This is a genomic window from Acidovorax sp. A79 (assembly GCF_041154505.1).
In the GTDB taxonomy this organism is placed as follows: domain Bacteria; phylum Pseudomonadota; class Gammaproteobacteria; order Burkholderiales; family Burkholderiaceae_C; genus Acidovorax.
Genome location: NZ_AP028672.1, coordinates 1,613,533 through 1,634,092, shown reverse-complemented (window position 1 = coordinate 1,634,092; position 20,560 = coordinate 1,613,533). Strand labels below are relative to the sequence as shown.

The 20,560-nt window shown below is 63.1% G+C and carries 20 protein-coding genes and 1 tRNA gene; 15 read left to right on the top strand and 6 right to left on the bottom strand.

Annotated elements, in window-relative coordinates; genetic code table 11:
* Window positions 1–166: 166 nt before the first annotated feature.
* The gene (radC, locus tag ACAM51_RS07350; protein ID WP_218339950.1) at window positions 167–880 is read right to left on the bottom strand and encodes a DNA repair protein RadC; all 714 of its coding nucleotides are present in this window, start codon (window positions 878–880) and stop codon (window positions 167–169) included.
* An 89-nt stretch (window positions 881–969) separates the two neighbouring features.
* On the opposite strand from radC, the gene ACAM51_RS07345 reads away from it, so the two are divergent.
* Together ACAM51_RS07345 and ispH are read left to right on the top strand one after the other, a co-directional pair.
* Window positions 970–1,434 carry a peptidylprolyl isomerase gene (locus tag ACAM51_RS07345; protein WP_218339952.1) on the top strand — a complete coding sequence of 155 codons (465 nt, stop codon included), beginning with the start codon at window positions 970–972 and terminating at the stop codon, window positions 1,432–1,434.
* 23 nt (window positions 1,435–1,457) lie between these two features.
* Complete coding sequence (gene ispH, locus ACAM51_RS07340; protein WP_369643789.1) at window positions 1,458–2,495, top strand: 4-hydroxy-3-methylbut-2-enyl diphosphate reductase; 1,038 nt, start codon at window positions 1,458–1,460, stop codon at window positions 2,493–2,495.
* 143 nt (window positions 2,496–2,638) lie between these two features.
* Here the strand turns inward: ispH and ACAM51_RS07335 are convergent, their stop codons facing one another.
* Complete coding sequence (locus ACAM51_RS07335) at window positions 2,639–3,334, bottom strand: HPP family protein (protein WP_218298104.1); 696 nt, start codon at window positions 3,332–3,334, stop codon at window positions 2,639–2,641.
* Window positions 3,335–3,500: 166 nt separating this feature from the next.
* Here ACAM51_RS07335 and ACAM51_RS07330 point away from each other — a divergent pair, with 166 nt between their 5' ends.
* Genes ACAM51_RS07330 through mnmH form a run of 4 tightly spaced genes read left to right on the top strand, consistent with a single transcriptional unit; the run spans window position 3,501 to window position 8,003 of the window.
* Window positions 3,501–4,445 (top strand): threonine/serine dehydratase, encoded by a 945-nt coding sequence (locus tag ACAM51_RS07330; protein WP_369643143.1) that lies wholly within the window; start codon window positions 3,501–3,503, stop codon window positions 4,443–4,445.
* A 32-nt stretch (window positions 4,446–4,477) separates the two neighbouring features.
* Window positions 4,478–5,800 carry a serine--tRNA ligase gene (gene serS, locus ACAM51_RS07325; RefSeq protein ID WP_369643142.1) on the top strand — a complete coding sequence of 441 codons (1,323 nt, stop codon included), beginning with the start codon at window positions 4,478–4,480 and terminating at the stop codon, window positions 5,798–5,800.
* Between the two features lie 26 nt (window positions 5,801–5,826).
* On the top strand, window positions 5,827–6,888 hold the full coding sequence (selD, locus tag ACAM51_RS07320; RefSeq protein WP_369643141.1) for a selenide, water dikinase SelD: 1,062 nt from the start codon (window positions 5,827–5,829) through the stop codon (window positions 6,886–6,888).
* Entirely contained in the window at window positions 6,888–8,003 is a 1,116-nt protein-coding gene (mnmH, locus tag ACAM51_RS07315; protein WP_218298101.1) for a tRNA 2-selenouridine(34) synthase MnmH, read from the top strand. Before selD ends, mnmH begins: the two co-directional genes overlap by 1 nt.
* On the opposite strand, the gene ACAM51_RS07310 is transcribed toward mnmH, so the two are convergent.
* Window positions 7,961–8,890: a LysR family transcriptional regulator gene (locus tag ACAM51_RS07310; protein WP_369643140.1), complete on the bottom strand. Its 930-nt coding sequence runs from the start codon at window positions 8,888–8,890 to the stop codon at window positions 7,961–7,963. The two genes, mnmH and ACAM51_RS07310, sit on opposite strands and share 43 nt — an antisense overlap.
* Window positions 8,891–9,084: 194 nt before the next feature.
* Between ACAM51_RS07310 and ACAM51_RS07305 the strand changes: the two genes are divergently transcribed.
* A complete protein-coding gene (locus ACAM51_RS07305) occupies window positions 9,085–10,260 on the top strand; it encodes an alpha-hydroxy acid oxidase (protein WP_369643788.1) in 1,176 nt (391 codons plus the stop codon).
* A gap of 225 nt (window positions 10,261–10,485) precedes the next feature.
* Here ACAM51_RS07305 and ACAM51_RS07300 read toward each other — a convergent pair.
* Window positions 10,486–10,575: transfer RNA gene (locus tag ACAM51_RS07300), tRNA-Ser, on the bottom strand.
* A gap of 846 nt (window positions 10,576–11,421) precedes the next feature.
* Between ACAM51_RS07300 and ACAM51_RS07295 the strand changes: the two genes are divergently transcribed.
* A complete protein-coding gene (locus ACAM51_RS07295) occupies window positions 11,422–11,754 on the top strand; it encodes a YegP family protein (protein ID WP_369643139.1) in 333 nt (110 codons plus the stop codon).
* Between the two features lie 177 nt (window positions 11,755–11,931).
* Here the strand turns inward: ACAM51_RS07295 and ACAM51_RS07290 are convergent, their stop codons facing one another.
* Both ACAM51_RS07290 and ACAM51_RS07285 read right to left on the bottom strand, forming a co-directional pair.
* Window positions 11,932–12,369 (bottom strand): hypothetical protein, encoded by a 438-nt coding sequence (locus ACAM51_RS07290; protein ID WP_369643138.1) that lies wholly within the window; start codon window positions 12,367–12,369, stop codon window positions 11,932–11,934.
* A gap of 54 nt (window positions 12,370–12,423) precedes the next feature.
* Window positions 12,424–13,272 carry a DUF2971 domain-containing protein gene (locus ACAM51_RS07285; protein ID WP_369643137.1) on the bottom strand — a complete coding sequence of 283 codons (849 nt, stop codon included), beginning with the start codon at window positions 13,270–13,272 and terminating at the stop codon, window positions 12,424–12,426.
* A 199-nt stretch (window positions 13,273–13,471) separates the two neighbouring features.
* On the opposite strand from ACAM51_RS07285, the gene ACAM51_RS07280 reads away from it, so the two are divergent.
* The 7 genes from ACAM51_RS07280 (at window position 13,472) to ACAM51_RS07250 (ending at window position 20,472) form a co-directional block, all read left to right on the top strand.
* Complete coding sequence (locus tag ACAM51_RS07280) at window positions 13,472–14,269, top strand: hypothetical protein (protein ID WP_369643136.1); 798 nt, start codon at window positions 13,472–13,474, stop codon at window positions 14,267–14,269.
* Between the two features lie 680 nt (window positions 14,270–14,949).
* On the top strand, window positions 14,950–15,201 hold the full coding sequence (locus ACAM51_RS07275) for a hypothetical protein (RefSeq protein WP_369643135.1): 252 nt from the start codon (window positions 14,950–14,952) through the stop codon (window positions 15,199–15,201).
* Between the two features lie 136 nt (window positions 15,202–15,337).
* Entirely contained in the window at window positions 15,338–16,780 is a 1,443-nt protein-coding gene (locus ACAM51_RS07270) for an AAA family ATPase (RefSeq protein WP_369643134.1), read from the top strand.
* 327 nt (window positions 16,781–17,107) lie between these two features.
* Window positions 17,108–17,590 (top strand): hypothetical protein, encoded by a 483-nt coding sequence (locus tag ACAM51_RS07265; protein ID WP_369643133.1) that lies wholly within the window; start codon window positions 17,108–17,110, stop codon window positions 17,588–17,590.
* Window positions 17,574–18,518: a hypothetical protein gene (locus tag ACAM51_RS07260; RefSeq protein WP_369643132.1), complete on the top strand. Its 945-nt coding sequence runs from the start codon at window positions 17,574–17,576 to the stop codon at window positions 18,516–18,518. The genes ACAM51_RS07265 and ACAM51_RS07260 overlap by 17 nt, the downstream gene beginning before the upstream one ends.
* Window positions 18,519–18,675: 157 nt before the next feature.
* The gene (locus ACAM51_RS07255; protein ID WP_369643131.1) at window positions 18,676–19,680 is read left to right on the top strand and encodes a CBS domain-containing protein; all 1,005 of its coding nucleotides are present in this window, start codon (window positions 18,676–18,678) and stop codon (window positions 19,678–19,680) included.
* A gap of 132 nt (window positions 19,681–19,812) precedes the next feature.
* Window positions 19,813–20,472, top strand: a complete 660-nt coding sequence (locus ACAM51_RS07250) for a hypothetical protein (protein WP_369643130.1) — start codon at window positions 19,813–19,815, stop codon at window positions 20,470–20,472.
* The last annotated feature ends 88 nt before the right edge of the window (window positions 20,473–20,560 follow it).

The window sequence follows — 20,560 nt, the reverse complement described above, 5'->3', positions numbered from 1 at the left end:
GCCGCCTGGGCTGCGGCCTTGCGCTCGGCCGTGGCGGCGCGTCGGGTGGCCCGGGACGCGGCTTGCGGCGGGGCGGGTGCGCCGGGCGGGGGCGCCACGGCCGTGGCGCGGGCCAGCGCGGCGTGCAGGGCCGTGGGCGCGGCGGGCGCGGGCGGCGCGGGCGCCGTCACAGCAAGCCCTGTTCCGCCATCGACAGCGCCTTGCCGGGGGCGACGATGACATGGTCGAGCACGCGCACGTCCACCAGGGCCAACGTGGCCTTCAGCGTCTTGGTGAGGGCCTCGTCGGCGCGGCTGGGCTCCACGCTGCCGCTGGGGTGGTTGTGGGCCAGCACCACGGCGGCGGCCTGGTGGTGCAGGGCGCGCAGCACCACCTCGCGCGGGTACACGCTGGTCTGCGTGAGCGTGCCGCGAAACAGCTCCTCCATGGCCAGCAGGCGGTTCTGGCTGTCGAAGAAGAGCACCGCGAACACCTCGTGGCCCTTGGCCGCCAGGTGAAGTTGAAGGTAGTGCTTGACGGCGTTGGGCGAGTCGAACGTCTCGCGCTCGCGCAGTTGCTGGGCCAGGGCGCGGCGCGCCAGTTCCAGCACGGCCACCAGCTCAGCGCGCTTGGCGGGGCCCAGGCCCTTGATGCGCGTGAGGTCGGCGGCGCTGGTGTGCAGCAGTCCGGCGATGCCGCCAAAACCGCCGGTGACGCGCCCCGTGGCCGCGTCCACGCCGGGCGTGTCCAGCAGTTCCTGCGCCATCTGCAGCACGCCCTTGCCCACGGTGCCGGTGCGCAGCAGGATGGCCAGCAGCTCGGCATCGGCCAGGGCGGCGGGGCCGCGTGCCAGCAGCTTTTCGCGCGGCTGGGCGTCGGAGGGCAGGTCTTTGAGGGGCATGGCGCTGGGTCTTTGACACCCGTCAGGGGCCGACGGGCGTAGGGCTTTGCCCGGTTTTCTACAATGCAGGCCAGTTTATCGGGACTTTCATGACCTCTATCGACACCCCACTTCCCACCGTCCAGCCGGGCTCCTTCCTGACGCTGCACTACCGCCTGGCGGGCCCGGCGGGGGATGTGATCAACACTTTCTCCGACAAGCCCGCCACCCTGTCGCTGGGCGCAGGCCAGCTGTCGCCCGCCGTGGAGCAGCGCCTGCTGGGCCTGCCCGAGGGCACGCGCGCCACGTTCGAGCTGGCGGCGGGCGAGGCCTTTGGCGAGCGCAACACCGAGATGCAGCAGTGGGTGGCCAGGAAGCTGCTCAACGAACTGGGCGACCCGGCAGAGCGCTATAGCGTGGGCGATGTGGTGCAGTTTCCCACGCCGGACGGCCAGGGCAGCTACGCGGGCGCCGTGGTGCAGGTGCGCGATGACGGCGCCGTGCTGTTCGACTTCAACCACCCGCTGGCGGGCCAGCCGGTGACGTTCGAAGTGCAACTGATCGGGGTGCTATGAGCAGCGAGATTTCTGGCCGCAGCATGAGCGATGCCGGGCCGCTGCCCGGCGCGCCACACGCGGGCGAGGGCGGGGACGTCGAGGTCCTGCTGGCCGAGCCGCGCGGCTTTTGCGCGGGCGTGGACCGCGCCATCGAGATCGTCGAGCGCGCCATTCAGAAGTTCGGCGCGCCGATCTACGTGCGCCACGAGATCGTGCACAACACCTACGTGGTGAATGACCTCAAGGCCAAGGGCGCGATCTTCATCGAGGAGCTGTCGGATGTGCCCCCGGGCGCCACCCTGGTCTTCAGCGCCCATGGCGTGAGCAAGGCCGTGCAGCAGGAGGCGGTGGCGCGCGGCTTCAGCATTTTTGACGCCACCTGCCCGCTGGTGACCAAGGTGCACGTGGAAGTGGCCAAGCTCGCCAAGGAAGGCTACGAGTTCATCATGATCGGCCACAAGGGCCACCCCGAGGTGGAGGGCACGATGGGCCAGCTCGACCACGGCATCCACCTGGTGGAAGACGTGGCCGACGTGGCCCGCGTGCAGCCCGCGCAGACCGGCAAGCTCGCGGTGGTCACGCAGACCACGCTGAGCGTGGACGACGCCGCTGAAATCTCGGCCGCCGTGCGCGCGCGCTTCCCCAGCGTGCGCGAGCCCAAGCAGCAGGACATCTGCTACGCCACGCAGAACCGGCAGGACGCCGTCAAGGTGCTCAGCCCGCAGGTGGACGTGGTGATCGTGGTGGGCAGCCCCACCAGCTCCAACAGCAACCGCCTGCGCGAGCTGGCGGCGCGGCTGGGCACGCCGGCCTACATGGTGGACAGCGCCGACGAACTGCAGCCGGGCTGGTTCGCGGGCGTGGCGCGCGTGGGCCTCACCGCCGGCGCCTCGGCCCCGGAGATCCTGGTCCAGCAGGTCATCGACCGCATCAAGGCGCTGGGGGCTGTGTCGGTGCGCACCATGGCGGGCATCGAGGAAACCATCAAGTTTCCGCTGCCCAAGGGGCTCAAGATCGATAGCGCCACGGGCCTGGCCCTCACCGAGCGCACGCCGGAGACCGGGCCCGCCAGGCACTAGCCCGGCACGCGCGGGCTGCGGCATCCGCAGGGGCCGCCGCGCCGCTGCGAATGCTCCTGAATTGATAGCTTTTTGCGCTTGATGGGCAAGCGCTGGGGCCGTTTTTTAGTCAATCCCGCCGTGGCCGGGGCCCACGGCGGTGCCTACAGCGAGACCGCAGGCCCGCTCCACAGGTCCAGCGGCGGGTCGGCCGCCACCGCGCGCAGGATGTCGGTGCGCGAGATGAAGCCGGACAGCACCCCCGCATCGTCCGTCACTGGCAGGCCCGGCAGGCCCGTATCGAGCAGCACGGCGGCCACCCGGCGCAGCTCGGTGTCGGCCGCCACGGTGGGCACGGGGCTCACCATGACTTCGGAGACGGGGCGGCGTGCCAGCTCGATCGCCTGTTTCACGGCGCCCGGCTCGGGCAGCAGGTCCAGGGGCGCCATGTCGGCCCGCAGCAGCAGGCCGACCACCCGCCCCAGCGGGTCCACCACGGGGGCCTGGGCCACCTTGTGCTCGGCCAGGGTCTGCCAGGCATCGTTCACGCGCGCCCCGGGCTCCACGCTCAGGGCGCCCGTGGTCATGACATCGCTGACCTTGGTCAGGGGCTGGCGTGCCTGCTGGGGCCCCTGCTCGGTCTGCGCATAGGCGCTCACGGCGTCCTGCAGGCGCAGGTTGGCGGGCGGCGAGAACGCGGGGTGGAGCGGGGCCGGGGACTGAAACGGCTCGGCGGGCACATCCAGCGCGCGCGTGCGCAGTGCCTGGGGCCGCTGCACGCGCCGCACGGCAGAGATCTGCGAGAGGTTTTCCGGCCCTCCCCGGTACATCTGCCCCGATGGGCCGAACACAAAGAACATGCTTGCCTCCTGCTGGCGTGTCCGCCCAAGGCGGCGGACCCTGTCCATGTTATCGGCACTTGCACGGCGCCATTGGAGGGCAGCGTGTATCCGTGTGTTGCCGCGGGGCGGGCGGGCAGACCCTACACTGCCTGCCTTTGTCCGATTTCCCCTGGAGTCTCCCCGCATGATCGATCGCGCCGCCATCGCCGAAGCCCGCCGCCACATTTCCACCGCCCAGCCCGACTTTCTGCGCACCACCCCGCTGATGCGCGTGCCGGGCCGATCCCTGGGCGTGGACTGCGGCGAGGTCTGGCTCAAGCTGGAGCACCTGCAGGTGGGCGGCAGCTTCAAGGCGCGCGGCATGCTGTACCGCCTGCTGGCCAACCCCGTGCCCGAGAGCGGGGTCATCATCGCCTCCGGCGGCAACGCCGGCATTGCCGTGGCGGCCGCCGCCAAGGCCCTGGGCGTGCGCTGCGAGGTCTTCGTGCCCGAAGTCTCGCCCGAGGCCAAGCGCGCCCGGCTGCGTTCGCTGGGCGCCGACGTGGTCGTCACCGGCGCGGCGTATTCCCAAGCCTTCGAGGCGTGCGTGGCCCGCCAGAAGGCCACGGGCGCCCTGCAGGCCCACGCCTACGACCAGCCCGAAGTGGTGGCCGGCGCGGGCACCCTGGCGCTGGAGATGGAAGAGCAGGGCGGCCGCCTGCCCGACACGGTGCTGGTCAGCGTGGGCGGTGGCGGCCTCATCGGCGGTGTGGCCGCGTGGGTGGAGAGCCGCGCCCACGTGGTCGCGCTGGAACCCGAGCGCGCGCCCACCCTGCATGCCGCGCGCGCCGCAGGCCAGCCGGTGGATGTGGAGGTGGGTGGTGTGGCTGCTGATTCCTTGGGCGCCCGCCGCATCGGCGCCATTGGCTGGGAGGTCAGCCAGCGCCATGTGCACGATGCCCTGCTGCTGCCGGATGACGCCATCCGCGCCGCCCAGCTGTGGCTGTGGAAAGAGCTGAAGCTGGCCGTGGAACCCGCCGCCGCGCTGGGCCTGGCGGCCCTGCAGACGGGTGCCTACCGGCCCCAGCCGCAGGAAACCGTGGCCCTCATTCTCTGCGGCGCCAACTTCGACCCCGCCAGCCTCGCCTGAGCCGGGGCCGACCACCCCTTTAAAATCCAGCCATGCTTGACATCCTTCTCCTCCGCAAAGACCTCGACACCGCCATCGCGCGCCTGGAAACACGCAAAAAGCCCCAGGCTTTCCTGGACGTCTCCGCGTTCCAGGCCCTGGAGTCCGAGCGCAAGACGCTGCAGACCCGCACCGAAGAGCTGCAGGCCCAGCGCACCCAGCTGTCCAAGCAGGTCGGCATGCTCATGAGCCGGGGCGACAAGGACGGCGCCGAAGCCGTCAAGGCCCAGGTGGCCGCAGGCAAGGTGGAGCTGGAGCAATCGGCCGCCCGCCTGGAACAGGTCCAGGCCGAGTTGCTGGCCATGCTGGTCGCCGTGCCCAACCTGCCGCACGAATCCGTGCCCGTGGGCCCGGACGAGTCGGGCAATGTCGAAGTGCGCCAGTGGGGCACGCCCGCCAGCTTCGCCTTCGAGGTCAAGGACCACGTCGACGTGGGCACGCCGCTGGGCCTGGATTTCGACATGGGCGTCAAGCTCTCGGGCTCGCGCTTCACGGTGATGAAGGGGCAGATCGCCCGCCTGCACCGGGCCCTGGCCCAGTTCATGCTGGACGTGCAGACCCAGGAGCATGGCTACACCGAGTGCTACGTGCCCTATGCCGTCAACGCCGACTCGCTCAAGGGCACGGGCCAGCTGCCCAAGTTCGAGGGCGATTTGTTCGCGGCCAAGAAGGGCGGCCAGGACGGCGAGCCCGTGCCCGACAACGCGGCGCTGTACCTCATCCCCACCAGCGAAGTGCCGCTGACCAACTTCGTGCGCGACGTGGTGGTGGCCGAGGCTGAATTGCCCATCAAGCTCACGGCCCACACGCCGTGTTTCCGGTCTGAGGCCGGCAGCTATGGCCGCGACACGCGCGGCATGATCCGCCAGCACCAGTTCGACAAGGTCGAGATGGTGCAGATCGTGCACCCGGACAAAAGCTACGAAGCGCTGGAAGAAATGACGCGCCACGCCGAAACCGTGCTGCAAAAGCTCGGCTTGCCCTACCGCGTGATGAGCCTGTGCACGGGTGACATGGGCTTTGGCGCCGCCAAGACCTATGACCTGGAAGTGTGGCTGCCCGCGCAGAACACCTACCGCGAGATCAGCTCGGTGAGCAACTGCGAGGCCTTCCAGGCCCGCCGCCTGCAGGCCCGCTTCAAGAACGCCCAGGGCAAGAACGAGTTGCTGCACACCCTCAATGGCTCCGGCCTGGCCGTGGGCCGCACGCTGGTGGCCGTGCTCGAGAACTACCAGCGCGCCGACGGTTCCGTGGAGGTGCCAGAGGTGCTGCGCCCGTACATGGGCGGCGTGGCGGTGCTCGCACCCGCCGCCTGATGGGGCGCGCCGGGGGAGAATCCAGCATGACTTCCTCTGACAACACCATGGCCAGCCCCCCCATCCGCCTCACGCAGTACAGCCATGGGGCGGGCTGCGGCTGCAAGATCAGCCCCAAGGTCCTGGACGTGATCCTTGCGGGCAGCGGGGCCCAGAACCTGGACCCGCGGCTGTGGGTGGGCAATGCCTCCCGCGATGACGCCGCCGTCTATGCGCTGGATGGCGAACGCGGCGTGGTCTCCACCACCGACTTCTTCATGCCCATCGTGGACGACCCCTACGATTTCGGGCGGATCGCGGCGACCAACGCCATCAGCGACATCTACGCCATGGGCGCGGACCCGCTGATGGCCATCGCCATCCTGGGCTGGCCGGTGAATGTGCTGCCGCCCGAGGTGGCGCGCGACGTGGTGCGCGGCGGGCGTGCGGTCTGCGATGCCGCAGGCATCCCGCTGGCCGGCGGGCATTCCATCGATGCGCCGGAGCCCATCTTCGGGCTGGCCGTGACCGGCGTGGTGGAAAAACGCCACCTCAAGCGCAATGACACCGCCACTGCGGGCTGCCGCCTGTACCTCACCAAGCCGCTGGGCATCGGAATCCTCACCACCGCCGAAAAGAAGGCCCGGCTTCGCCCGCAGGACGTGGGCCGCGCGCGCGACCTGATGTGCACGCTGAACAAGCCGGGCAGCCGGTTTGGCAAATTGCCGGGTGTCATGGCCATGACCGATGTCACGGGCTTTGGCCTGCTGGGCCACCTGGTCGAGATGGCCGAGGGCAGTGGCCTGAGCGCCGTGATCGACTACGACGCCGTGCCGCGCATCCGTGGCGTGGAGCACTACCTGGCCGAGGGCTGCGTGCCGGGCGGTACCCTGCGGAACTTCGACAGCTATGGCGCCAGGATCGGTCCGCTGGACGAAGTGCAAAAGCAGTTGCTGTGCGATCCGCAGACCAGCGGAGGACTGCTGATCGCGGTGGCGCCGCAGGGCGAGCGTGAATTCCTCGCGGTGGCCGCCGAGTGCGGGCTGCCGCAGATGGAGCCCATAGGCCATCTCACTTCCCGGCAGGCCTTCGCTGTCACGCTGCGCTGATGCTGGACACCCTGGCCGACTACCGGCACATCTTCCTGAACGATGTGCCCATGATGGACGTGCGTGCGCCGGTGGAGTTCGTCCAGGGCGCATTTCCGGGCGTGGCCAACCTGCCCTTGATGGACGATGCCGAACGCCAGAAGGTGGGCACCTGCTACAAGCACCAGGGCCAGCAGGCGGCCATCGCGCTGGGGCATGCGCTGGTGTCCGGCGAGATCAGGCGCGCACGCACCCAGGCCTGGGCGGAGTTCGCGGCGGCCCATCCGCAGGGCGTGCTGTATTGCTTTCGCGGGGGCTTGCGTTCCCAGATCGTCCAGCAGTGGCTGCAGGCCGATGCCGGGATCGCCTACCCCCGCGTGGCCGGCGGCTACAAGGCCCTGCGTACCTTTTTGCTGCAGACCACCCAGGCGGCGGCGCGCGAATGCCCGTTGGTCGTGCTGGGCGGGCTGACGGGCACCGGAAAGACCGAGCTCATCTCGCAGCTGCCCAACGGCCTGGATCTGGAAGGGCACGCCAACCACCGCGGGTCCAGCTTCGGACAGCGTGTCAGCGGCCAGCCGGCCCAGATCGATTTCGAGAACCGCCTGGCGATCGATATCCTCAAGAAGCGGGCCGCGGGGCAGCGGCTGTTCGTGGTCGAGGACGAAGGCCGGCATGTGGGCCGCTGCGCCGTGCCGCTGGAGCTGCGCCTGCGCCTGGAACAGGCGCCGATGGTCCATGTCGAGGATGCCTTCGAGGCCCGGGTCGAGCGCATCCTGCGGGACTACGTGGTCGGGCAGTGCGCCGAGTTCTGCGCCGCGCAGGGCCCGGCGGCGGGGTTTGAATCGTTCTCTGCCCGATTGCTGGAAAGCCTGGACAAGCTGGCCCGGCGCCTGGGCGGCGACCGCCACCAGATGCTGCGCGCAACGATGCTCCACGCCCTGGCGCGGCAAAAGGCGCATGGCGATGTTGCGCAGCACCGTGGCTGGATCGCGGCATTGCTGCGCGACTACTACGACCCCATGTACGCCTACCAGCGTGAAAGCCGGGCGGGGCGCATCGAGTTTCAGGGGGAGTTCGGCGCGGTGCTGGCCTACCTGCGTGATCGCTCCGTGGCCTCGGGCCCCCAGCCGTAGGCCGGCGGCACCGAAAAATCCACCTGGGCCTGTGCCAGGCGCTGCATCGCGGGTATCAACGCACGCGCATCGCCGCGCCGCCACTGGAACGCGTACTGCAGGGGCGCAAGCGCTGTGCGCCCGCCCAGCGCGCGCAAGCCCGGCGTGCCGACCCAGGCCGCGGGCAGAAAGCCCACGCCCACCCCCGCGCGCAACATGCCGGCCACGGCCCCCCAGCTGTTGCACAGGATGCGCTCGCGCACCGCAACGCGGTGCGCGAGCAGCCAGTCATCGAGCAGCCGCGTGGTGCCCGCACCCGGGGGGAGGGTGACCAGCGGATGCTGCTGCAGCAGCGCTTTCGCCCCCAGGCGGCCGGCGCCGGGCAGATCGGCGGCCACAGCCCAGGTGAAGCGCGCAGCCCCCACGGGCTGCGAGCGCAGCGTGCTGCGCGACGAGCGCCCCGCGATCACCGCGAAGTCGAGTTCGCCGTCGTCCAGGCGGCGCTCGAGCACGCCACCCACGTCCACGCAGGGCTCCAGGGACAGGCGGGGATGCGCGCGGCGCGCCGCTGCCACGAACGCGGGCAGCCAGGTGAGGGCCGAGAGGTCGCCCACGCCAAAACGGCAGTGGCCCGCGAGATCTGCGCGCGCATCCAGTGCCTGGTCCAGTGCCGCGACGGCGTTGAGCACATCCAGCGCGGCGGGCAGCAGCCGCGTGCCGGCCTCGGTGAGCACGGCGCGGTGTCCGCTGCGGTCAAACAGCGGCTGCCCCAGTGCGGCCTCCAGTTCCGTGATGCGCTTGGACAGCGAGGACACGGACAGGTGCACGCGGCCGGCGGCGGTGGCGAAGTTGGCGCAGGTGGCCGCCCACCAGAAAGCCTCGAGCTGCTTGACCGACGGAGTGGGCATGGCGGGGTCCTTGTTGGCAGAAAGAGAATTAATCCATTCTAAATATTTCGCTTTCATTCATTGAATGGCAAACCTACAGTGGCGCGGTTCCTGAACGCAATGAAAGCCCCATGCCCATGGTCTCCCTCCCCCATCTGGTCCCCGCCGCCCTGGCGCCCGCCCCCTTGCCCCCCGCGCCGGCCGTGCTGCGCCGCATGCTGTCACTGCAGGATTTCGAGGAGGCCGCGCGCCGCCGCCTGCCCCGGCCCATCTTCGGCTACATCGCTGGCGCGGCCGAGGACAGTGCCTCGCTGCGCGACAACCGTGGCGTGTTCGGCGAGCACGCCTTCGTCACGCGCGTGCTGCGCGACGTGTCGGGGCGCTCGCAGGCGGTGGAGCTGTTTGGCGAGCGCTACGGCAGCCCGTTCGGCATCGCGCCCATGGGCATCAACGCGCTTTCCACTTACCGGGGCGACCTCGTGCTGGCACGCGCGGCGCGGCGCGCGGGCATTGTTTCGGTGATGAGCGGCACCTCGCTGATCCCGATGGAGGACGTGGCCCGCGACAGCCCGGGCACCTGGTTCCAGGCCTACCTGCCCGGCGACCAGGTGCGCATCGACGCACTGGTCGACCGGGTGGAGCGCGCGGGCTTTCGCACGCTGGTCGTCACGGTGGACATACCGATCTCGGCGAACCGCGAGAACAACATCCGCACGGGCTTCTCGACGCCGCTCAAGCCCAGCCTGCGCCTGGCCTGGGATGGCCTCGTGCGGCCGCACTGGGTGGCGGGCACCTTCCTGCGCACGCTGCTTCGCCATGGCATGCCGCATTTCGAGAACTCGTTCGCCACGCGCGGCGCTCCCATCGTCTCGTCCACGGTGCTGCGCGATTTCTCGGCGCGCGACCACCTTGGCTGGCGGCACCTCGAAGCCATCCGCCGCCGCTGGAAGGGCCCGCTGGTCGTGAAGGGCCTGCTGAGCGTGGAGGATGCCCTGCAGGCGCAGCGCATCGGGGCCGACGCCGTGGTGCTGTCCAACCACGGCGGCCGCCAGCTCGATGGCGCCGCATCGCCCATGCGCGTGCTGGAAGCGGTGGTGGCCGCCGTGGGCCCCGCTTACCCCGTGCTCATCGACGGCGGCTTCCGGCGTGGCTCCGACGTGCTCAAGGCCATCGCGCTGGGCGCGCGCATGGTCCTGGTGGGGCGCCCGTTCAACTATGCAGCCGCCGTCGCCGGCGAGGCGGGGGTGCACCACGCGATCACCCTGCTGCGCGACGAGGTGGACCGCAACCTTGCCATGCTGGGCGCCACCAGCTGCGGAGAGCTGGGCCCTTGGCACCTGGTGCGGCGGCGGGGGCCTGGGGAGGAATGTTCGCCAGGGCTGGCGTCCTGACGGGTGCCTGCGGCCTGGCTCGACGATGTCAGTGCGGCTGCGGTGCGTTGTGGTGGGGGAGCTGCAGTCTGGCCCGCCTCAGCCCGCGAATTGATCGCAGCGGATCGGGTGCCCAGGGCGTGGGTCCTGCATTCCCCAAAGGCTGCCTGGCTGCCCAGGGGGTGCCGGCAAACCAAAAGAAAAAGGCCCTGCGCTATTGATTAAATAGCATCAGGGCCTTATCAGTGGCGGAGAGGGTGGGATTCGAACCCACGGTAGTATTGCTACTACGCCTGATTTCGAGTCAGGTACATTCGACCACTCTGCCACCTCTCCTATGTGTCGAAGCTTGCAATTATAGCAAGATTTTCAGGGACACCAGCGCCACTCTCTATCTTCCACGCCAAATGCGGTCGCCTGCCGTGGGCCAGCGCGCGCCGTCTGGTGGAGCTCAGAACCTCACCCAGGGCAGCGGGATGGGTAACGTGGCGGGCAGGAGAGGCAACCGGATGAAGCGGCGGCAGCGCGTCCGCGCCAGTCCACACATAGCCGACAGAGAAGACAGGCCCAAGCCGCTGAGACCGGGCGATGGGTAAGCCTATGGGTCAAGCCACAAATCGGCCTATACACACCCATCCACATAACGGCCCCAGCTTATCCACAAAGTTATGCACAGTACACTACCGGTAGTGTCTTGCGGGCGCAGAAAACACCATATATAGTGGTCACTGGTTGTGCATACAGCCTCAAAGAAAGGCCGCCGAGAGTTCCAGCTCTCGGCGAACCTAGCAGACCACCGACACCGGCGAAATCTGCTCCTGAACTCACGTCCATGGAAACGTTGAGCATAGCGGAATCAATTTGATCTCGCTTTAGAGGGTTCTACGTACCGGAGAACTTGCTGTACCTAAAGGACAAATATGACAGCAGGAAAGAAGCCCGGTACTAGTACCGGCAGCAGTGGCGGCATCTTCCAAGAAGTGGGGCCTCGTGGGGGCCTGCGTGACAACTTCGCAGCAGTGCCTGACCGTAAGCCCTTGCCTCCAACTACGACTCCTGGCAGCACATGGAAGCCAGTAAGCCGTACGCCGAATAGCAAGCGGTGACGTAGCCCGGTGAGGGCACTCGCGGGTCTCCTGAGGGTGTCCTCACCTCATCAATGCTCAACTAAAGGAACACCAGATGTCCGGAATTTTTCATCTCAAGCGTAGCGGTACCCAGTACATGTTCAATCTCAAGTCCTCCGGGAATGGCGAGGTTGTGCTGACCAGTGAACGCTATACCACCAAGCAGAACGCAGAAGCAGGCATCGCGTCCGTGAAGGCCAATGCGCCATACGATGCGCGCTATCAAAAGCTGACTGCCAGCAACGGCAGCCCCTACTTCACACTGACTGCCACGAATGGTCAAGTGATCGGGGTCAGCGAGTCGTACTCGTCCACTACCGCGCGCGATAACGGGATCACCTGGGTGAAGACCCATGCCCCATCTGCACCTACCGTCGATCTGACGTAAGTAGCATCCCTGAGCGCGGCTCATCCGCTGCGCTCAGGCACTGCTGTGCCCTGTAAGTAGGTTGCAGGGTAGAGATAGTGACTGAAATCAGAGGCAGCGATGTCGAGCCTACCACCCGGTCACCCGCGCAGCCGACAAGGGCCCACACGCTGCCCGAAGGCTGGCTCCGAAAGAGCATCAAGCAACAGACCTCTGACTGATCAGCATCTGACGCAGACCGTATGCACACCATAGCAGGGGCGCCGCAAGCCAGCTGCAAACCAGCATCAGCGCAACGCCTCGCTCACTGCCTGTGCTCACCCAAGACACCAGGGCTATCAACGCGAGGCCCAACAGCACCGAGACTCCGCGCTGCAGTTGCCGCAACGCCCAAGGGCCAACGTTCTCAAAGTCATTCCGGGCATAGCGGGCCCATTCTCCTGTAGCGATGCGCCCCATGAAGAACAGCAGGGCAAGCAGAACGACGCCAGCGAGAGTGAACGTTGACACGCCAAAGATCACACCGAATAAGTACTTCGTCCATTCGGATGCGCCCCAGGCGCCAGCACAAACGCCTGCGAACATCCCGCCAAGAATCCAAACAGGAACTGGCTGAATTGATGCATTGGTAACCATATGTGATTCCTTTAAGTAAGTGACAAGCCTGCTTTCGCATCGCTACCTGATTTGCTAAGTCGGATCAGAGGTTGCGTTGCCCCCCGGTTGGCTATTCTCCTCAGTGGGATGTCGACCTGCCTGCAGATCTTCGATGAAGCGGGAGATGTAAGTTGGGTCATCGCCAAGTTCTGATCGCTCGATCTTGAAATTTCCGTACTTGGAAATTGCCTGCTCAATCACGTCCCCAACCCATTTGGGCACTAACGGGCCTATGCAGATAGATTCAATTAGCGTGCTGACATTGATCCTTGGTCGATAGACGAAGTCGTCGCCAAGCTCGTTATGGTCAGCGACCCGCATGAGCCTGACTTCTCTCTCATGTTCGAAGCTCTTCCTCTTGAAAGTTGCCCACTTCAGGAAATTCTCAAGAAAAAGGGCCTCGTCGTCATGATCAATGTACTCAACTTCTGCAATGAAGAGTGCTTTGTCTTCCGGAGGGCTGAGCTGCAGGGACTCCTGCAGACGTTGAGCGGTTGTTTTGATGGCAATACCTTCATTGGAACTCAGGTACAAGCGCCACATAGCAGCAGACTCCGTCTTGTTTGCATGCCAGCAGAGTGCGTGAGTACGGCGACGAATCTGTAGCACCTCCTCAAGGTCACTGGCCGGAACTCTGCGCGACAAGCCTTCGAGCGCTTTGCGCGGTGCAACACCCTCGAATGGATCTTCAAACTTATCGATCCTAGTGAAATGCAGGCACTGGTTTCCCAGAATATCGAGTAGCTTGGTCAAGTCCATATAGCGCCAGAGGACTGTATCCGGCCCGGGCATCTTCAGATCGCTGTGCGTTATGAACGGAAATACAGTGCGGTGGTCTGGCCAAGGCATACGGAACTGCTCGCTGCATAGTGAAGGTTTCATATCCTAGCCAAAGAACGGCTGAAGCCTTCCCAGGTCGGCGAATTGATAGTGGTCTCGTCAGCAGAAGTCATCCCCACCTCCAAAGCCTGATCTCCCGCATCGCGTAGCGGCCCGTCCTGCACCTCTCCCCCTCGCGCTACCCATCTCGCCGCCTCGTATGCTCTCATAAGGATCAACTACCCAAACAACTGAGCGAACTATGGAAAATTCCTACGAAGAATACAACTTGTACCCAGAAGGGGGGTATGACGATCCTTGTAGGGACGAGGAATTAGATTATGTTGACGACCGCTTCCTCAAGCTGGAGGCCCTTGTCAAGGCATATGGAAGCAACCCCGACAAATCCCTATTATCGTCAGAAAATTCGAGGTTTCTAGCATTGTGGCTGCATCGATGGATAATGCACAATCGCCATGTGCGGAGAGTAAATAAGCTCGTGGAGAATGGCATCCTCGCGTATGTTTATGGAGCTCACACACCCCGCGAAACCCGTAATCTCCAAAGGAAAGCATCGCACGATATTGCGGTCGCAGCAGGATTACTCAATCAACGCCTTGCGGCAACCTCCTTTTTCACGAATTTGGGACCCGTGCTGGAGGATGCTTATAACGCCCTAGCAAAGGAGGCACAGGAGTTCCCGGATGACGCCAAACACGTTGAGGTGAGGCATTTTATGGATAGATTCAATAAACCTGCCTGGGAGTCGGTGCAAGCGAATATCTCCGCTTACTTAATGCTAATTAACGAGGTTGCAAACAAAGCGAGCAAGGATCTTAGTCCAGGAAGTGCAAAAATGGGGCAACCTCCCAAGACAGAGCGCGACGCGTTGTTTTTTCAGTGGCAGGAAAGAATAGCCTCTGATTTAAGCATGTCCCTCGATGACTCATTGCATTTCGCAAGCAAGAGCTGGGGAATTTACTTTCCGCACGAAGAGATCAAGGAGGATGCTGCTGAAAAGATCATTAAAACGCAGCGTGCTCGCGCAAAGGGAAAGTAGTACCCCTCATTTCAACCAACTAAGTTCCCTTCCGAGAATTCGGCAGCTTCAGTTCAATGCGGGTTCGTTCAACTACGAATCTGCATCAACATGAAGCAAATTTTATTGTCGCTCGGATCATCCGCTCCGACGCTCGCACCGATGTCTCGCCTGGAGGGATCGCAAGATAGCACCGACTCAAGGCAGGTCGGTGCAATTGGAGCCCGCCCACGCAGCCGCTTGCCCGAAGTAGCTCGTGGCACTGGCGGTGCAAACCTGCCAATCAATCCCTATCGCCCTCCACAGCGCACAAGCACGACTGTCCGTCTGCGCGAACTGCAGCCCCTGGTGCCATTCCCGGCGTCTACCCTGCGCCGCATGACCCGAGACGGCATCTTCGTGAAGGCCGCATCTGGAGTTGCTCCCGCCCGGAAGTGGAACCGTGGCGCTGTCGAGCAGTGGCTCGCTGGCCCGCAACTGGAGATGAGCTGGCCTGCCAGCGATGCCTATGGGACGGCTCACGACCCCGACCCTGAAATCCGCCGCCACATGCGGGCAATCCTCAACGGCTCTGCCGAGCCCATGGGACGCGCACGCGTCTGAAATCCCACACCGTCAGAAAACTACTCGGCCATGGAGCGGCCGAGTCTCGTGCATAGCCACCACATACAGCGGCCGCACATCACCCCAAGGAATCAACCATGGCCAATCAAGACCAACTCAACCTCGGTATGCAAGTCCTCTGCCTCATGAAGCAGAACCGGATGCTCAAGCAGCAGAACGCCATGCTGCGCGATCTCATTGATCGCGTGGACTCAGTGGGCGACAGGCTCTGGCGGATGGAACGCCGCAACGCGACTGAGCCTGCCGATCAAGCCGGGACGAGCAAGCAGACAGCGCAAAAAGAGCCATCTGATAAGCGCGCAACCTGCTGCTCGCATACGCCCGAGTAACCAAGCATGACCTGACGCGGTGGGGCTCAGCCCTCATCCATACCCGCATGTCGCAGATGCCAGGAAGGCAAGGCAATAGCACGCCCGACTCCCGCATCTTGCGCATGCCCATCCAATATTTGCTAGGAAACAAGCGATGCTGAACCATCACATCACCCCCTCGGACAACGCTGAGACCGATCACCTGAAAGCTGCCGCCATTGTGTTCACCGCTCGGCGTAGGGAGCAAGAAGCCGCCGAGTTGTCAGCAGAAATCCAGCCAACCAGCAGGCGCTCCAATCCCTTGGCAGCAGCTATGGTGTCCGAAATCTTGGGACGCAAAACCGAAGCCACTCCCGAGGAAGCAAAGGACGCAGAAACATCTTGCGATACGTCGAGCACGGAGGCGGGTGAACAGCGTCCTGTCGCAGTCGAGGCCCAAACGTCTGCCATGATCCAAGATGAGGTGCCTCAACCTGCGCACGAACTGTCTGAGCCCAACCTGCCCGAATCTGAACCGAGCAGTGACGAGGTAAACAGCGATCCCCGCGATGCAGTGCAGCTGCCCGAACAGGCGCGGGAATTCGGGTTGCTCACCCGCGCCGATGTACAGGCCGAGCCATCCGCGATCCCGCTCATCCATGGACTGATCAGCAAGGGACAGCTGGCAATGATCGCCGGACCATCTGGCAGCGGTAAATCCGTGTTCCAGCTGCACCTCGGCGCGGCCTTGCTCAACGGGTCCGTGGTATTCGACCACACGATTCCTAAGCGCGCTCGCATGCTGTACGTCAATCTGGAAGGCGATCTCAAGCCCCGGCTGGAGGCCATTGAGCAACACCATCCAGGGTGGACATTTCCTGCACCACACGCCATGTTCCTGACGCGGCCGTGGCGCTTGAATGACAGGGATTCCGTCGATGACCTTGCAAACCACGTCAATCAAGCTGGTGGAGTGGACGTCATCTTCATCGACACCCTGAACCGTGCTACCCCCGGCAGTGACGAGAACCTCTCCACCGACATGGGAATGGTGATCGCGCATGCCAACCTACTCATCAACAAGACAGGGGCTGCTGTCGTGCTCACCCACCACACCGGCAAGGCCAAAGAGCGGGGGCCACGGGGTCACTCCAGCCTCTATGCTGCCCTCGATACCTGTCTGATGGTGGATGAGACGGAATCAGGTATGCGGATGGTCGAACTGGTCAAGACCCGCCAGGGGCCTGGTGGAAAGAAGTACTACTTCACCATCGAGAACATTGCCTTGGGCGAGGATGACTACGGCCTGCCTGTAGTCGGCCCAGCGCTCACGGAAGTTGAAGGCTCGCCCGAGGTGGAAAAGGCTGCTACAGCACCGGCGCTGACGCCGCAGCAAAAGGAAGCCCTCGTTGCGCTGACCCTGCACATGCAAAACGGCCTCAGTGGTGACCCCCTCGGAGAGATCGATCGCGACGAAGCGCTGGAGGTCGTCAAGGCTGCATTCAGCGCCGTGTCCACCAAGCACCGATCAACTCGGGCACGGGAAGCGATTGATGCGCTGATCGAAGCCGGTCGATTGCTGAAAAACGATAGCGGCATGCTTTCCATGGGCGCGTAGACGCCTCCTCAAGCGCCACCCCGCCTTCCCACACTTGCGGGATCAGATGGGGTGGCAATATGGCACCGCACTCCTGAGATGACAGAAGGCCATCTGAAGTGCCATCTCGTTGAAGCCCCGCAGATATCAGGAACATGCGGTTGTAGGCAGGAGACGCACGAATCGGTGTAGTGAATCATTTGTTTACATGGCATGATCCCCGCGAACAAATGAAAACGACAAGGGAGAACATACGTGCTGCCATCGTTCAACGCGTCTGGAGTACTGCCCCCATTTCTTGGGGAGGAGCCAGGGGAGCGTCAAGCTGCATCGCCCTACACAGCCTCGATGAGCGAATTTGTGATGCAGTTCGGCTACACGCCGGAGAGACGGCGCATCTTGCGAGGGCTGCTGGCATTCCGGGAAGCTTTGCGCTCCATTGCGATCGTGACTGGATTTCAAATCCTTGATGGCAGCTTCCTGGAAGACTGTGAGCACACACGCCAAAGGCCTCCGAGCGACATTGACCTTGTGACGTTCTCACATTTGCCTGTGCCAGCTCAGGAGGCTCGGGCATTCCTGGGTGAGCACATAGCGCTATTCGACACAGCAGGGGTAAAGCAAACATACTCTTGTGACGCTTACTTTGTTGATTTGGCAAAGGACGCTCGATACGTTGTGCAGGACACCATGTATTGGTACGGACTGTTCTCGCATCAACGAGATACCTTCATGTGGAAGGGCCTTGTCACAATCCCAATGTTGAGCGACGACAACCAAGCGCTCGCTTTACTCGAACAATTGGAGGCGCAGGATGCTCAAGCGGCTTGAACTGCAAGCTCTACGCGCAGACCTTGGCGCAGTTAACTCTCTCCTAGAGGAACGCACCGAGGAATCGGACCCGATCGGGTTTCTGCAGCTCTCTCAACGACGAGATACGCTGGTTGCCAAGATGGGAGAAGTGGAGGCGCTCGACTCCCACAGAGCCGCTGTGGGCCTCTTCTTTTCTGGTGGCCCGGTAGTCGGCTCACTTGGCATTGATGCTTCGTTTGCAGCGAAGACCGTATCGCTCTTTCAGGAGATGGTGACCAAACAGTTTGCGCTGGAAGAGGTCGGTGACATGGGGCGCCGCGGGCCCATAGCGATGCAGGCGAACTCTGACCTGATCGTGACCAACGTCGTCCGAGGGTCAGTAGGCCTGCTACTTGAAGAAGCGGCTCAGACCGACGCATTCGCAGACACGCAACTGAAGGTGGTCATCGATCATGTGGTGGAAACGGTCTCCGCTGCGGCGGCTCAGGATGGAGAGGAGTTCGAACAGGCCTTGGAAAGGATGGACCCACGTTTTCTTTCCTCCCTGGGTCAATTCTTTGAAGTACTAGATGAAAAGAAGGCTGTAGTTCGCGTTGTTGAAGAAGAGCGCGAGGTGGAACTCAGTAGAGATGCTGTCCGTCGCGGGAGGGAGCGCGCGGGAGCGGCCAGCATTGTGGATAGTGAACCGATAGAGATGACTGGTCGCGTTTTCATCCTCCCTGCAGCACGACGATTTGAGCTTCGGCTCATCGACGGTGCGGCTCCTCTTGTTGGGATGGTGGCTCGTGAGTTCGCACGGCGCGACCTAGAAAATCTACTAGCCGCAGGCAACGCTGTTGGCGAACGCTGGAGGGTTCACATCAAGACGCGCACCGTAACTCGTCCGGCGAGGGCGCCTAAGGTCAGCCATACCCTCGTTGGAATGATTGAGCGCGTAGAGAACTGAGAAGCGCGAGGTCACAGGTTCGTACAAAGATATTGCATCTGAGAAATTGCCTGCTAAGCAGGCTGACCACAGGCTACGAGTCACGCCAGATTGGCAACCCGCTAACGCGCATCAGTTGGTTCTCGGTCTAAATTGCGAAGTGAATTAGGAATACAGAATGCCCCAATCCGAGGAAAAACTTTCCGCCATCGCAGAGCAACTCAGAAGGGGCGTCGCGCCGCCCAAAGAGTCGGTGCGAACATTCCTGCTTTGGTTCGATGCTGAGCGTCGTGGCTACCGGGTGGTACGAAAAGTAAGGAACGCTCTTCGTCGTCATGGCATAGCAACATCTCCGGATTTCGAGTGGGCATACATTGAAAGAGAGATTTCATTTGTAAAAGCGGCACCAGAGAATCATGCGCACGGTATTCCAGATGATTCAGCGCCAGATCCGACCTACAGGATCAGCAGTCTGTCCTCAGCGAATCGCCCCCCGATTTACGTTGCTCCTGACGCCACCCTCCAACAGGTGACAACAATAATGCTGTCGAACGACTTCTCCCAACTCCCGGTCATGACAGGGCCGCGAGACTTGAAAGGTGTTGTTAGTTGGAAGAGCATAGGTACTCGCCTTGCACTCAAAAAACCAATCGCGACAGCAAGAGACTGCATGGATGAAACGGCCGTTCTTGGCACATCTGAGCCCATGTTCTCAGCAATTGCCGTAATCGCATCGTCTGACTATGTTTTGGTGCAGAAGGCAGATAAGACGATTTGTGGAATCGTGACTGCTAGCGATCTAACCGAACAATTCCGCCTACTCGCAGAGCCGTTTCTTCTCGTGGGCGAAATAGAAAATGGAGTGCGCAGGCTACTGCACGGGAAATTTACTCTAGTAGAGCTAACGGCTGCAAAGTCTCCAGGAGACGAAGGAAGGGTCATAGAAACACCTGCTGATCTGACTTTCGGTGAGTACATACGACTCATCGAGGAGCCTGAGAGATGGAAGAAGCTAAATATAGAAATTGACCGAGTCACTTGCCTTTCCCAATTGAATAGGGTGAAGGACATACGGAACGATGTTATGCACTTTGATCCGGATGGTCTTGATGACGATGACCTCAAATTTCTCCGAGAGTTTGCACAGTTTCTTAAGAAGCTTCGAGATGTTGGCGTCGCCTGAATTCATCATCATGGAATGCTGAGTACCGATAGCAGTAGCTGATTGCTTGCCTGTCGCCCGACCCGCCCTCCTGCCCCTGCGGGGCCGGGCGGGGCGGGCAGTCGAAATCAATAACGTCCCGGGAGAGTCGGTATGGACGCAGGAAATATCTCAGCAATCATCAGCGCACTATCGGGGCTGACAGGTGTCGCCATCGGGGCGTATCTGACGCACCTAAGAGAACAGCACAACGCAAAGATTAAGGATGAGCGCGATGGATCCTACCTCGCCATCCTTGTCACATCGCACCTGGACCGTTTCGCAAACGGTTGTTGGAGCTGTGCGCTCGATGACGGCACAGCATATGGACAACCGGCAGGCGAGGACGGTCGCTATCAAACGACTGTCGAGCCCCCCCAGTTCAATCCGCTCGAAATTGATGTCGAATGGAAAGTCTTGCCGAAGGATCTCATGTACGACATTCTGCAGATCCCGAGCAAGCGCGAGCACATAGCCAGCCGACTCGCTGGCATCGCAGAACACATCGATCCGTACGATCCTGGTGATTACTTTTGGTCGCGCCAGCGTGACTACGCCGAACTTGGACTGCACACCTTAGCAGTCGCGAAACGGCTTCGTAAACACGCAGGGTTGCCGATTGATGAACCGCCATCCGGGGAGTGGAACCGCGCTGACTCACTGCAAGGAGTAATCGACGATATCGACCAAAAGCGTGCTGCGTACGAGAAACGACTCGCTGAGTCTCACGAGAAAAATCCTATGTTCGCAAATCTCGGCCAGACCTCGACGTGAATCAACTCATACCTCACGGCCAACCTTCACAACTGTCAGCTTGTAGCCGATTGACGACTGCCCCACCCCGCCGCCCTCTGACCCTAAA